Source organism: Streptomyces niphimycinicus (genome assembly GCF_018883605.1).
Taxonomy (GTDB): domain Bacteria; phylum Actinomycetota; class Actinomycetes; order Streptomycetales; family Streptomycetaceae; genus Streptomyces; species Streptomyces niphimycinicus.
The window spans coordinates 1-12,644 of record NZ_JAHLEM010000537.1; the positions used below are offsets into that span (position 1 = coordinate 1).

At 71.4% G+C, this 12,644-nt stretch carries 9 protein-coding genes and 2 pseudogenes; 6 read left to right on the forward strand and 5 right to left on the reverse strand.

Features of this window, described 5'->3' with window-relative positions; genetic code table 11:
• A pseudogene (locus tag KN815_RS35390) lies at positions 1-268 on the forward strand (hypothetical protein); the annotation flags it as partial.
• 113 nt (positions 269-381) lie between these two features.
• The gene (locus tag KN815_RS35395; RefSeq protein WP_216345941.1) at positions 382-630 is read left to right on the forward strand and encodes a DUF5133 domain-containing protein; all 249 of its coding nucleotides are present in this window, start codon (positions 382-384) and stop codon (positions 628-630) included.
• Between the two features lie 36 nt (positions 631-666).
• Here KN815_RS35395 and KN815_RS35400 read toward each other — a convergent pair whose 3' ends face one another.
• Positions 667-1,569, reverse strand: coding sequence for an SCO4651 family lipoprotein (locus KN815_RS35400; RefSeq protein WP_216345942.1), 903 nt, complete (start codon positions 1,567-1,569; stop codon positions 667-669).
• A 192-nt stretch (positions 1,570-1,761) separates the two neighbouring features.
• On the opposite strand from KN815_RS35400, the pseudogene KN815_RS35405 reads away from it, so the two are divergent.
• Together KN815_RS35405 and KN815_RS35410 are read left to right on the forward strand one after the other, a co-directional pair.
• Positions 1,762-2,256, forward strand: a pseudogene (locus tag KN815_RS35405) (ATP-binding protein); the annotation flags it as partial.
• A gap of 263 nt (positions 2,257-2,519) precedes the next feature.
• The gene (locus KN815_RS35410; protein ID WP_216345944.1) at positions 2,520-3,824 is read left to right on the forward strand and encodes a GAF domain-containing protein; all 1,305 of its coding nucleotides are present in this window, start codon (positions 2,520-2,522) and stop codon (positions 3,822-3,824) included.
• A 151-nt stretch (positions 3,825-3,975) separates the two neighbouring features.
• Here the strand turns inward: KN815_RS35410 and aspA are convergent, their stop codons facing one another.
• The 4 genes from aspA to KN815_RS35430 all read right to left on the reverse strand — a co-directional run bounded on the left by aspA (position 3,976) and on the right by KN815_RS35430 (position 8,826).
• Positions 3,976-5,382 (reverse strand): aspartate ammonia-lyase, encoded by a 1,407-nt coding sequence (gene aspA, locus KN815_RS35415; protein ID WP_216345945.1) that lies wholly within the window; start codon positions 5,380-5,382, stop codon positions 3,976-3,978.
• A gap of 41 nt (positions 5,383-5,423) precedes the next feature.
• Positions 5,424-6,458, reverse strand: coding sequence for an asparaginase (locus KN815_RS35420; protein ID WP_216345950.1), 1,035 nt, complete (start codon positions 6,456-6,458; stop codon positions 5,424-5,426).
• Positions 6,459-6,634: 176 nt separating this feature from the next.
• The gene (locus KN815_RS35425) at positions 6,635-8,074 is read right to left on the reverse strand and encodes an amino acid permease (RefSeq protein ID WP_216345946.1); all 1,440 of its coding nucleotides are present in this window, start codon (positions 8,072-8,074) and stop codon (positions 6,635-6,637) included.
• Entirely contained in the window at positions 8,071-8,826 is a 756-nt protein-coding gene (locus tag KN815_RS35430; RefSeq protein ID WP_216345947.1) for a FadR/GntR family transcriptional regulator, read from the reverse strand. Before KN815_RS35430 ends, KN815_RS35425 begins: the two co-directional genes overlap by 4 nt.
• 187 nt (positions 8,827-9,013) lie before the next feature.
• Between KN815_RS35430 and KN815_RS35435 the strand changes: the two genes are divergently transcribed.
• Positions 9,014-10,027: a sugar ABC transporter substrate-binding protein gene (locus KN815_RS35435; protein WP_216345948.1), complete on the forward strand. Its 1,014-nt coding sequence runs from the start codon at positions 9,014-9,016 to the stop codon at positions 10,025-10,027.
• Between the two features lie 126 nt (positions 10,028-10,153).
• Positions 10,154-12,595, forward strand: a complete 2,442-nt coding sequence (locus KN815_RS35440; RefSeq protein WP_216345949.1) for a SpoIIE family protein phosphatase — start codon at positions 10,154-10,156, stop codon at positions 12,593-12,595.
• The last annotated feature ends 49 nt before the right edge of the window (positions 12,596-12,644 follow it).

Sequence of the window (12,644 nt, forward strand, 5' to 3'; positions counted from 1 at the left end):
CGAGCGCGCCGCACGGCTGACGCCGGGCGGCCGGCCGCGGCGGCGCTCGGGAGTGAACACGCTGGTGGGGCTGGAGGCGCTCCGGGTGGGCGTGGAGGGCAAGGCGCTGCTGTGGCGCTCGCTGCTCGCCGTGGCCGTCCATGACACCCGGCTCCAGACGGGCCGCCTGGCCGAACTGCTGGAGCGGGCCGGGCAGCAGCTCACGGCCCTGGACTCGCTGCACTCCCGGGCCGCCTCGGCGCTGATCTCGGCCGACGCCCCGGCATAGGCCGCGTCCGGGCGGCATCCGCCCGGCGACGTCTGATGAGAAACGCACATGGCCTCGGGCCATGGGGGTACACGCGCCGGCGTCACCTCTCCGGCTGAGAAAGGACCGCTGTCGTGCTGATGGCCCACCCGGTCGTACTTCAGAACCTCATCGAGCAGTACGAGACGCTGCGGATGCTGCACGCCGAATCGGGCGGCACCGAGGTACGACAGCGGATGGACGACCTCGCCTACACCCTGTGCGTCTCCACCGGGACCCGGGATGTGGACGCCGCCCTCATCGCCGCCCGGCACCAGTTGCCCGGCGCCCGTGTGGGGGACGACTCGGCCCTCACGGCCGGGGCGGGCACAACGGGCGGCTGAGCCCGCCGTGCCGCCCACGGTGGAGGCGCCGCCGGATCAGCCCTCGATCCCCTCGGCCAGCTCGGCGAGGTCCATGGTCTGGTTCGCGGGCGGCGCCTTCACCGTGACCGGCTCATTGAGACCGGAGAAGGTGATGGTCATGTCGAGCGGGCCCTTGTCCCCCTCGCCGCGCACGCGGAACCGCTTGGTGTGGCCGTCCGGGTCGATCCATATGTCCATGGACAGCCGGTCGACCCCCATCTCCTCGTACTCCTTGAGGTTCTTCTCGCGGCGCTTGCGGGTCGCCGCGTCCTCGTCCTTGAGGCTCTCGCGCATCTGGGAGACGGTGATGGTGCCCCGGTAGTGCGTCGTGCGCACCCCGTCGATGGTCTCCTCGCCGACCCGCTTCACATCGTCGGCGCCGGAGAGGAAGGCCGAGTCGTCCGCCGGGTTCTTGTCGGCCTGGCGGGAGAGCGAACCGCCGCCCAGCGCGCCGGTCGCCTTCTCGCCCAGGGCCGACAAGTCCAGCTTGAGCCAGCTCTTCCCGTTCAGCTCGCCGGCGGCCTCCTTGCCCCCGTCGAGGTACATCGCCCCGTCGACCAGCCGGATCTCCACCGCCGCGTCGGCACCCTGGCCGACCGCGCGCATCGTCATCCGGACCGCGACGGGCTTGGTGCTCATCGCCGCCTCGCCCTCGATCCGCCCGTCCTCGGGAGTGCGCCCGGTCATCCGGTAGCGGAACGAGGTGAGCTTCTCGCTCTTCTTCGCGGCGGCCCGCACGGCCGCCGCCGGGGCCATCCGCACCTGCTCGGAGGACTTCTCCCCCGCCTTGCCCTCCGGCTTCCCGTCCGCCCCGGACGAACCGCAGCCGACCGCACCGCCACAGAGCAGCACGGCGGCGAGCACGGCACCGGCCACGCGAGTGCCTCTGCCATGTCCCCCATATACGACCATGGCCATATACCCCACCCCTTGCAGAACTTCTGTTCGTTTCTCTGTGATCCGGGACAGTACCAGCAGCGGGTGACAGCCGACTCCCGGCGGTCATGCGCACACCGCGCGGCATGTGCCGGCCCCTCTCACCGTGGGCATACTTGAAGGCGCGACCATTGGTTCACTCTTCGCCAAGGGTTGAGATGACACCATGACGCGACCGCCCGGCCCGCCGACTCGCTGGACGGCCTGTGCCGGACGATGCCGGCCAAGCTGCTTCCCGGCCACCCCACCGACGACGTCGCCCTGCTGCTGGCCCGCACCCGGGGGCTGGGCGCGGACCACGTGGCCACCTGGGAGCTGCCGGACGACCCGGCCGTGGTGGCCCGGGCCCGCCGGGAGGCCGCCGTGCGGCTGGCCGCATGGGGCTTCGAAGAGGCCGCCTTCACCATGGCGTTGGTGGTCAGCGAGCTGGTCACCAACGCCATCCGGCATGCCACGCCGCCCATCGGGCTGCGCCTGATCCATGACCGGGCGCTGATCTGCGAGATCTCCGACGGCAGCGGCACCTCACCGCATCTGCGCCGGGCCCGCGCCTTCGACGAGGACGGCCGCGGACCGCTGCTGGTGGCCCAGCTCACCGAGAGCTGGGGCACCCGGCAGACCGCCACGGGCAAGACCATCTGGGCCGAGCTGGCCGTGCCGACGCCGTAGAGGCGCCGTGTGCAGGCGTCCCGTAGGAGCGTCGTGTACGGGCGTCCGGTAGGAACGTCGTGTACGGGCGTCCGGTAGGAACGTCGTGTACGGGCGTCCCGTAGGGGCCCATGGCCCGAGGCCGCACGACGGCGGCCGCCACGGGACGGCTTCACGACAACGGCCGCCCCGGACGGCTTCACGGCAGCAGCTTCCGCCGCACGGCTTCACTACAATCGCGGAGCAACGAAGCCCCGCTCAGCAGAGGCTGAAGGCTGCCATCCATGCGTTCCCAGCACCCACGTGACGCCGGTCCCCTGGCCGCGCTGAGCCCCGCCGAATCGGCCCGTCTCATGGCGGTGATCCGCGAGGCGGCGCTGAGCCGGGGACGGCTTCCGCTGCCCGCCCGCCCCGTGATCGGCGCCTCCTGGGACCGGATGCTGCGCCTGGGCCTCGATCCGGATCGCGGCCGCGCCCCGCGGCCGCTGGGTCTGGACGAACTGGAGCTGCGGAGGCGGCAGACCCGGCTGGCCGAGGTGCTGCCCACCTTGCACAACGGGCTGCTGGAGGCGGCGGAGGCGGCCGGCCACATCATGATCATCGCCGATGCGGAGGGCCGGATCCTGTGGCTCGACGGCCATCGGGGCGTCCGCCGGCAGGCCGACGGCATCGCGCTCGTGGAGGGTTCGCATTGGGCCGAGGACGTCGCCGGGACCAGCGGAATCGGGACCGCGCTGGCCGTGAAGTCCCCCGTCCGGGTGCATTCGGCGGAGCATTTCGTGAGCGCCTTCCACGCCTGGAGCTGCGCCGCCGCCCCCGTCCACGACCCGCGGGACGGACGGCTGCTGGGCGTCATCGACGTCAGCGGCCCAGCCGGTACCGCCCATCCGACGGTGCTCTCCCTGGTCACCGCGACCGCCCGGTGGGCCGAGGGCGAACTGCGGCTCGCCCACAGCCGGGATCTGGAGGGCCTGCGCGCCGTCGCCGCCCCGCTCCTGGCGCGGATCCGCGGCAAGGCCGTCGTGGTCGATCACCACGGCTGGATCGCCGGGGTCACCGGGGTGACCCCGCGCGAGCGCCGGCTGTTGCTGCCGAAGGCGCCCTGCGAGGGGCCGGTCTGGCTGCCGGCGCTCGGCGCGTGCGCGGTGGAGCCGCTGCCCGGCGGCCATCTGCTGCGGGTGCTGGACGGCGAGCCCGCGGAGGGGGGCGGTCCGGCGGGCTGGGGCGATCTGCTGCTGGACGTACGCCATCCGCACCGCTGGACCCTGACCTTCTCGGGCCCGTCGGGCGCCTGGACGCATGAACTCAGCGCCCGCCAGGCCGAGGTGCTGCTGCTGCTCGCCGCGCACCCCGAGGGGCGGACGGCCGCGCAATTGGCCGAGGACCTGTTCGGGGACCCGACGCGGACGGTGACGGTGCGGGCCGCGATGTCCCGGCTGCGCGGGCGCATCGGGGCGGTGCTGGCGCACCGCCCCTACCGCATCGCCGACAGCGTCCGCATCGACGTGGCAGGCCCGGACCACCCCGCCGATCTGCTCCCCTCCAGCTCGGCCCCGGCTATCACGCGGCTACGCCGCCCCTCTTTTTGAGGCTCGGTTCGCCTCCGGGGCGCAAAAGCCTCCCCCAGCTACCGCTGGGAGGTGCCCCCGGCCGGTAAAACCAAACACCCGGAAGCACTACGGCGCCCGTCGGCTTACCCCCCCGACCGCAACCCCCAAGCGCCCGGAGGCGAACCGAGCCTCAAATAGAGGGGCTGCCCGCGATCTCCTCCGGGCGGAGCACCTGGGCCAGCCGGTCGGCGGGCAGCAGCCCCTTCTCCAGGACGAGTTCGGCCACGCCGCGCCCCGTGGCGAGCGCCTCCTTGGCGATGCTGGTGGCCGCGCTGTAGCCGATGTACGGGTTGAGCGCGGTGACCAGGCCGATGGAGTTCTCCACGGAGGTGCGCAGCCGCTCGGTGTTGGCGGTGATGCCCACCACGCACCGCTCGGCCAGCACCAGGCAGGCGGCGCGCAGATGGGTGACGCTCTCGGAGAGGGAGTGCAGGATGATCGGCTCGAAGGCGTTGAGCTGGAGCTGTCCGGCCTCGGCGGCCATCGTGATGGCGACGTCGTTGCCGATCACCTCGAAGGCGACCTGGTTGACCACCTCGGGGATCACCGGGTTGACCTTGCCGGGCATGATGCTGGAACCGGCCTGCACCGGGGGCAGGTTGATCTCGTTGAGCCCGGCCCGCGGGCCCGAGGAGAGCAGCCGCAGGTCGTTGCAGCTCTTGGAGAGCTTGACGGCGATGCGCTTGAGGACGCCCGACAGATGGACGAAGGCACCGCAGTCCTGCGTGGCCTCGACCAGGTTGGCGGCGGTGACCAGTGGCAGTCCGGTGATGGCCTCGAGGTGGCGGCGGGCGGCCTCGGCGTAGCCCTTGGGGGCGTTGAGGCCGGTGCCGATGGCGGTCGCGCCGAGGTTGATCTCGTGCACCAAGGTGGCGGCTTCCAGCAGCCGGCTCTGGTCCTCCTCCAGCATCACCGCGTACGCCGAGAACTCCTGGCCCAGCGTCATGGGCACCGCGTCCTGAAGCTGGGTGCGCCCCATCTTGAGGACGTCGCGGAACTCCTCGGCCTTGGCGGCGAACGCCTGGCGCAGCGTCTCCATGGCCGTATGGAGCTCACGGACGGCGATGATCGTGGAGACGTTGACGGCGGTCGGGTAGACATCGTTGGTGGACTGGCTGAGGTTGACGTCCTCGTTGGGGTGGAGGTGGGCGTAGTCGCCCTTCTCCCGGCCGAGGAGCTCCAGCGCCCGGTTGGCGATCACCTCGTTGGCGTTCATGTTGGTCGAGGTCCCGGCGCCGCCCTGGATCACATCGACGGTGAACTGGTCGTGCAGGGCGCCCCGGCGTATCTCCTGGCAGGCGGCGGCGATGGCGTCGGCCTTGGCGGAGGTGAGCAGCCCGAGGTCCTCATTGGCGCGGGCGGCGGCCTCCTTCACGGCGGCCAGGGCGCTGATCAGGTGCGGATAGGCGGAGATGGAGGTGCCGGTGATGGGGAAGTTCTCGCCGGCGCGCAGGGTGTGGATGCCCCAGTAGGCGTCGGCGGGGACGTCGCGGTCGCCGAGCAGATCGTGTTCGCGGCGATAGCCGGTGGCAGTCATGGCGTGCGGTCTTCCTTGGTTCCTCGGGGAGGGTGGGAGGGTCAGGCGGCGGGCGGGGCGAGGGCGTCGGTGGGGTGCACACCGCCGACGGTCACTCCGCCGCCGTACACCGGCATGGTGGCGAATTCGCTGAGCACACCGGGGTCGATCCCGCAGTGGGCGAGGGCCGCGGCGGTCACCGGCATCCGGGCGCGGTCCGCCCCGTCGCCGATCTTCACGGCGACGGCCCGGCCGTCGGGCAGCGCCGCGATCTGCACACCCTCGAAGCCGTCCTTGGCGATCAGGCCCGGTACGGCGCGCATCAGCCGGGCCACATCGCGGTCGGGGCCGGACGCCATGTCCGGGTGGGCGCGCAGGGCTGCCGCGACCCGGCCCTCGGGGGTGTCCATGGCGCCCGAGGCGATCCGGGCGGCGGCCGTCGCGAGCCCGCGCAGGGAGACGGAGAACAGCGGCGCGCCGCAGCCGTCGACCGAGACCTGGGCGACGCGCTGTCCGGTGAGGTCCTCCACTGTTTCGGCGATCAGCCTCTGTAGCGGATGGGCCGGGTCGAGATAGTCCTCCAGCGGCCAGCCGCGCAGCTTGGTGGTGAGCAGCATCGCGGCGTGCTTGCCGGAGCAGTTCTGGGCGAGCCGGGTGGGCTCGCCGCCGTCGCGCAGCCAGGCGTCGCGCTCGGCGGCGCCGTACGGCAGGTCGGGGACGTTGCGCAGATCCGCCTCGGTGAGCCCGGCCTGGTCGAGGATGCGGCGCGCTCCGTCCAGATGGCGCCGCAGGCCGGAGTGGCTGGCGGCGGTGAGCGACAGCAGCTCCCCGTCCAGCGGCAGCCCGGCCCGCAGCAGGGCGACGGCCTGGACGGGCTTGAGCGCGGAGCGCGGGTAGAAGGCCACGTCGATGTCGCCGGCCTGGAACTCGACCCGGCCGTCGGCGGCCAGGACGACGACCGAGCCGTGGTGGACGCCCTCGATGACCCCGCCGCGTACGACATGGGCGAGCGGCACATGGCGGGGTTCGCGGAGGGCGGGGGGCTCGGCCGGGGTGCGGCGGGGCGCGTCGAGGGTCCGTCCGAGGGGGTTGTTCATGGTGGTGCTCTCGTGGTCGGGGGTGTTCACGGGGTGGGATTCCTCCAGGAGGTGGTGGAGGGGAGGGCGGCCGAGGGGTGGCCCCGGCCGCTCGGAGAAACGATTCCTCAGTGGGGGTTCACCGACGGGTTCACCGGCCTGGGCTCACCGGGGCCTCGGCTCACCGCGGCCTGGGCTCACCGGGCGTCCTTCATCCGGCCGCGGGACGCGAACCAGCCGATGACCAGCGCCGCCAGGATCGCCGGAAGCGCCATCACGGTGAGCCGGCTCGGTCCGCCGTCCGCCCACATCAGGACGAGGACGGAAGCCAGGAAGCCCAGGGTGACGATCTCGGTGTACGGGGAGCCGGGCAGCCGGTAGCCGGGGCGGGTGAGCTGCCCGGCCTGGGCGCGCCGCCAGAACAGCAGATGACAGAGCATGATCACGGCCCAGGTGGAGAGGATGCCGATCGCGGCGAAGTTGAGCACGATCTCAAATGCCTTGTCCGGCACCACATAGTTCAGGCCCACGCCCAGCACGCAGAAGAAGGAGGTGAGGAGGATGCCTCCGTAGGGCACCTGGGTACGGCTCATGACGCCGGTGAACTTGGGCGCGGAGCCCGACATCGCCATCGAGCGCAGGATCCGGCCGGTGGAGTAGAGACCGGAGTTGAGGCTGGACATCGCGGCGGTGAGCACGACGAGGTTCATCACGCCGCCGGCCGCCGGGACGCCGATCTTGGACAGCACGGTGACGAAGGGGCTCTGGTCGCCCGAGTAGGAGTCGGAGGGCAGCAGCATCGAGAGCAACACCACGGAGCCGACGTAGAACAGGCCCACCCGCCACATGATGGAGTTGATCGCCTTGGGCATGATCTTCTCGGGGTTCTCGGTCTCACCGGCGGCCACGCCGACCAGCTCCACGGAGGCGTAGGCGAAGACCACGCCCTGGATGACCAGCAGCATCGGCAGCGCACCGTGCGGGAAGATGCCGCCGTGGTCGGTGATCAGGCTGGGGCCGGTGCTGTTGCCGGCCACCTGCTCGCGGGTGACCAGCAGGAAGATGCCGATGGCCATGAAGACGACGAGCGCACCGACCTTGATGATCGCGAACCAGAACTCCATCTCGCCGAAGATCTTCACCGAGATCAGGTTGACCGTGAGCACCACGGCGAGCGCGATCAGGGCGATCACCCACTGCGGAATCTCGGTGAACATCCCCCAGTAGTGGGTGTAGGTCGCAACGGCGGTGATGTCGGCGACCCCGGTGGTGGCCCAGTTCAGGAAGTACATCCAGCCCGCGACGAAGGCGCCCTTCTCGCCGAGGAACTCACGGGCGTAGGAGACGAACGCGCCGGAGGACGGCCGGTGCAGCACCAGCTCGCCCAGGGCGCGCACCACCAGGAAGGCGAAGATGCCGCAGACCGCGTATGCCACGGCCAGTGACGGCCCGGCGTCCTTGAGCCGCCCGCCGGCGCCGAGGAAGAGGCCGGTGCCGATCGCGCCGCCGATGGCGATCATGTTGACATGCCGGGCCTTGAGGGACTTGCTGTAACCGGCGTCGCCCGCGTCCACATGCGCGGGGTGCCCGGCCTGCTGCTGATCGCGGTCTTCTTGCCGGAGGGACTGCTCGCTCACGCCTGCTGTCCGCCTTCCGTCGGTACTGTCGTCCGGTCGTCCGCCGTGGCGGGCCGCACGATGGAGGTCAGGGTGGTCTCCACGCGTTCGAGGTGGTGGGTCATCGCTTCCACCGCGTCGTGCTCGGACCCGTCGGCGAGCGCCTCGACGATCGCCCGGTGTTCTCGGTTGGACTGCTCTCGGCGGCCGCCGAGCTCGTTGAGAAATGCAGACTGCCGGGCCAGCGCATCGCGGATCTCCTCGATGACCCGACGGAAGACCGGATTCCGGGCCGCCTGGGCGACGGCGAGATGGAACAGCGTGTCCATCGCCACCCATGCGGTGGTGTCGGTCTCCCGCTCCATCCGCTCCAGCAGATGGGACAGGTGGTCGAGGTCCTCGGCGGAGCGGCGCAGTGCCGCGTAGCCCGCCACCGGGATCTCGACGTGCCGGCGCACCTCCAGGAGGTCACTTGCGGCGTAGTCGCCGAAGGTGGGATCCTCCACCGGCCCGCTGGAGATGACGAAGGTGCCCTTGCCGGTGCGTGAGGCGGTCAGCCCCATCGTCTGCAAGGCCCGCAGGGCCTCGCGGAGCACCGGTCGGCTGACCTCCAGGCGACGGCACAGCTCCGCCTCGGAGGGGAGTTTGTCCCCCACCGCGTAGTCGCCGCGCTCGATCGCCTGGCGGAGATGGGTGAGAACCGCTTCCATCGCGCTGATGCGGCGGGGGAAGTCGAGCTCTGCACCACCTGTCTGGCTGTCTGACAAGTTCACGCGGTGATCCTCAGGCGTACACCGGAGGGTTGTCAAGGGTCGGCTTTCCCCTACTCACCGAGCGTTCTGTGCTGATATGGGGTATTCATCCCGAACGCCGAAGACCGTTGAGCCCGCGGCCGACGATCAAGGCGCGGCGTCCGAGACCGTCCGTTCCACCGAGCCGGATCCAGGAGCCGAGAGCAGCATGCGCCACCGCCTCACCACCGCCACCGCGGCCCTTCTCCTGCTGTGCGGCCCGGCCGCGGCGGGCTGTGGCGGCGAGGTGGACCCGCACCGGGTGGGCGTGGTGCTGCCGCTGCTGACCTCGCCCTTCTGGGAGGCGTACAACGACGAGATCCCGAAGCAGGCCAAGAAGGCGGGCGTGCGGATCCTGCCGACGGTCAACTCCAATAACCAACCGAGCAAACAGATCACCGATATCAACATTCTGCTGGCCCAGGAGGTCAAGGGCCTGGTCGTCTCCCCGATCGACTCGGCCGCCATCGGCCCCGGCCTGAACGCCGCCCGGCGCGCCCATGTGCCGGTCGTCGCCGTCGATGTGGCCCCCGACCGGGGCAAGGTCGCCATCGTGGTACGGGCCGACAACCGGGCGTACGGCGTCAAGGCGTGCCGGAGCCTCGGCCGGGCCGTGCGGCGGGGCACGGTGGTGCAGATCCAGGGCGATCTGGCCTCGGACAACGGCCAGGACCGCACGGCCGGCTTCGACCGCTGCATGGCGCGGCACTACCCGGACATCAAGGTCCTGGACATCCCCGCGGCCTGGCAGGCGGAGCGGGCGGCGGCCGGCCTGGAGGCCCTCTACAGCGCCTACCCCGGCATCAAGGGCATCTACCTCCAGGCGGGGGGCGTCTATCTGGCGCCCACCCTGCGCATCCTCCAGAGCCACCACGCCCTGGTCCCGGTGGGCCATCGCGGCCACATCGCCATCGTCTCCAACGACGGGGTCCCGCAGGAGCTGGCCGCGATCCGCGAGGGTCTCATCGACGCCACCGTCTCCCAGCCGGCGAATCTCTACGCCGTCTACGCGATGCGCTACATCAAGCAGGCCATGGCCGGGAAGCCCTTCAAGACGGGGCCGACCCGCCACCACAGCACGATCGTCCGGCTGCCCGGCGGCAATCTGGAGGATCAGCTACCCGCCCCGCTGGTGACCAGGTCCAACGTCGACAACCGCTCCCTGTGGGGCAACCAGGTATGACCGAGGAGCCGCCCCCGCCGGCCGAGGCGCCCGGGAACAGCGCGTTCGTCGTCGCACGGCGTACCACCGGCGAGGCTCAGAAGTCATAGTATTAAGGGAAATGTATCCGCAGATGGGACGGGTGCGATGGCCATCCCCAAGGGAATCGCGCCGACCGAGACGCATGTCCCGTTCGACATGGCGGATGCGGCCTCGGCGCTGATCGACGCCACGGGAATCATCATCGGCTGGACCCCGGCGGCGGAGAGACTGCTCGGCTATCCGGCGGCCGACGCGATGAAGCAGCCGGCCAGGATGCTGCTGGTGGCGCCCGAGGACGCGGCGCAGGCCGAGGCGATCGGCTCGTGGTGCCAGGCGCACGGCGGCTGGGGCGGCCTGGGGCGGCTCCGGCACCGGGACGGCCGCCGGATCGAGGTGGGACTGCGGGTGGGCGCGATGCGCAATCCGGGCGGCGACACCTCCTGGCTGGTCTCCGGGATCGATGTGGGCTCCGTCCCGGCCTGGGCGCTCAGCGGCTCGCTGCTCCAGGCGTTCCTCACCCGGTCGCCGATCGGGATGGCCGTGCTCAGCCCGGATCTGCGGTATGTGTGGATGAACGACACGCTGGAGCGCTACGGCGGGCTGCCGCGCGAGCAGCGGATGGGGCGCCGGATGGCGGAGTGCCTGCCGGGGCTGGACACCGAGGCGCTCGAGGCGCAGTTGCGGCAGGTGCTGAAGACCGGCAGGCCGGTGATCGACTACGAGTACCGGGGCTGGACGATCGCCCATCCGCACCGCGAGCACGCGTACTCCACCTCCTTCTTCCGCCTGGACAACGCCGAGGGCCGTCCGGTGGGCGTGTGCTACATGGGCATCGACGTCACCGACCGCTGGCGGGCCCGGGAGCGGCTGGCGCTGCTCAACGAGGCCAGCGCGTACATCGGCAGCACCCTGGACGTCATGCGCACCGCCCAGGAGCTGGCCGACTTCGCGGTGCCGCGGCTCGCCGACTTCGTCACCGTCGATCTGCTGGACTCCGTACTGCGCGGCGAGGAGCCCCTGGAGCCCACCGGGGACACCCTGCCCGTCTTCCGCCGCGCCGGTCAGACATCGATCCGGGAGGGCTGCCCGGAGTCCGTCGCCAGGCCCGGGGACGCGGTCACCGTCTCCCCCACGTCCCCCTTCGCCTGCTGCTTCTTCTCCGGGGAGGCCCTGCTCGACCCCGTGATGGACAGCTCCATCAGCGCCTGGTCCGGGGACGATCCGGCGCGGACGGCCAAGGCCCGCGAGTTCGGGATGCGGTCGCTGATGGTGGCGCCGATCGGGGCGCGCGGCGCCCTCCTGGGCGTGGCCTCGTTCGTCCGCTCCCGCCATCCGGAACCGTTCGAGGAGGACGATCTGCTGCTCGCCGAGGAGCTGGTCGCGCGGGCCGCGCTGAACATCGACAACGCCCGCCGCTACAGCCGTGAGCACGCCGCCGCGCTGGCCCTCCAGCGCAGTCTGCTGCCGCACGCCCTGAGCGGCGGCCAGGCCGTCGAGGTGGCCTCGCGCTACCTCCCCACGGACGCGCGCAACGGAGTCGGCGGCGACTGGTTCGATGTGATCCCGCTGTCCGGTGCCCGGGTGGCGCTGGTGGTCGGCGATGTGGTCGGGCACGGCATCAACGCCGCGGCCACCATGGGGCGTCTGCGCACCGCCGTGCACACGCTCGCCGATATGGACCTGACGCCCGAGGAGTTGCTGGCCCACCTCGACGACCTGGTCATCCGGCTCACCGAGGAGGAGAGCGGACAGGAGGAGGTGGCGGCCGCGGTGCTGGGCGCCACATGTCTGTACGCGATCTACGACCCGGTCACCCAGCGGTGCACGATGGCGCGGGCAGGGCACCCGACCCCCGCGATCGTGGACGCCTCCGGCGAGGTCTCCTTCCCCGCGCTGCCCGCCGGTCCCCCGCTGGGCCTCGGGTCGCTGCCGTTCGAGTCGGCGGAGCTGGCGCTGCCCGCCGGAAGCCTGATCGCCCTCTACACCGACGGGCTCATCGTCACCTGCAACCAGGACATCGACGTGGGTCTGGGCCGGCTGAGCAACGCCCTCGGCCAGGCCGCGCTGCCCCTGGAGGAGCTCTGCTCCATGGTGATCGACACCCTGATGACCTGCCCGCAGACCGACGATGTGGCCCTGCTGCTGGCCCGTACGCGCGCGCTGGGCACCGGACATGTCGTCTCCTGGGACCTGCCCTGCGATCCGGCCGTCGTCGCCAGCGCCCGCTCGCTGGCGATGCGCCAGCTCGCCGAGTGGGGTCTGGAGGAGGTGATGACGACCACGGAACTGATCGTCAGCGAGCTGGTCACCAACGCCATCCGCCATGGCATCGGCCCCATCCGGCTGCGGCTGATCCGGCACGACGTGCTGATCTGCGAGGTCGCCGACACCAGCAGCACCTCACCGCGGCTGCGCCACGCCCGCACCACCGACGAGGGCGGCCGCGGGCTGTTCCTCGTCGCCCAGCTCTCCCGTCGCTGGGGGACCCGCTACACCGAGGGCGGCAAGCTCATCTGGGCCGAACAAGACCTCCCGGAACCGACATGAAGCACGCTACGCCGCACCCCTGCCCTGTTCATGATCGGCTGACTCCCGC

Bases quoted from the DNA above. Each gene is read 5' to 3' on its own strand.
- KN815_RS35435 (WP_216345948.1), top strand. From the start codon at position 9,014: ATGCGCCACCGCCTCACCACCGCCACCGCGGCCCTTCTCCTGCTGTGC.
- KN815_RS35420 (WP_216345950.1), bottom strand. From the start codon at position 6,458: ATGAACAACCCCCTCGGACGGACCCTCGACGCGCCCCGCCGCACCCCG.
- KN815_RS35440 (WP_216345949.1), top strand. From the start codon at position 10,154: ATGGCCATCCCCAAGGGAATCGCGCCGACCGAGACGCATGTCCCGTTC.
- aspA (WP_216345945.1), bottom strand. From the start codon at position 5,382: ATGACTGCCACCGGCTATCGCCGCGAACACGATCTGCTCGGCGACCGC.
- KN815_RS35410 (WP_216345944.1), top strand. From the start codon at position 2,520: ATGCGTTCCCAGCACCCACGTGACGCCGGTCCCCTGGCCGCGCTGAGC.
- KN815_RS35400 (WP_216345942.1), bottom strand. From the start codon at position 1,569: ATGGCCATGGTCGTATATGGGGGACATGGCAGAGGCACTCGCGTGGCC.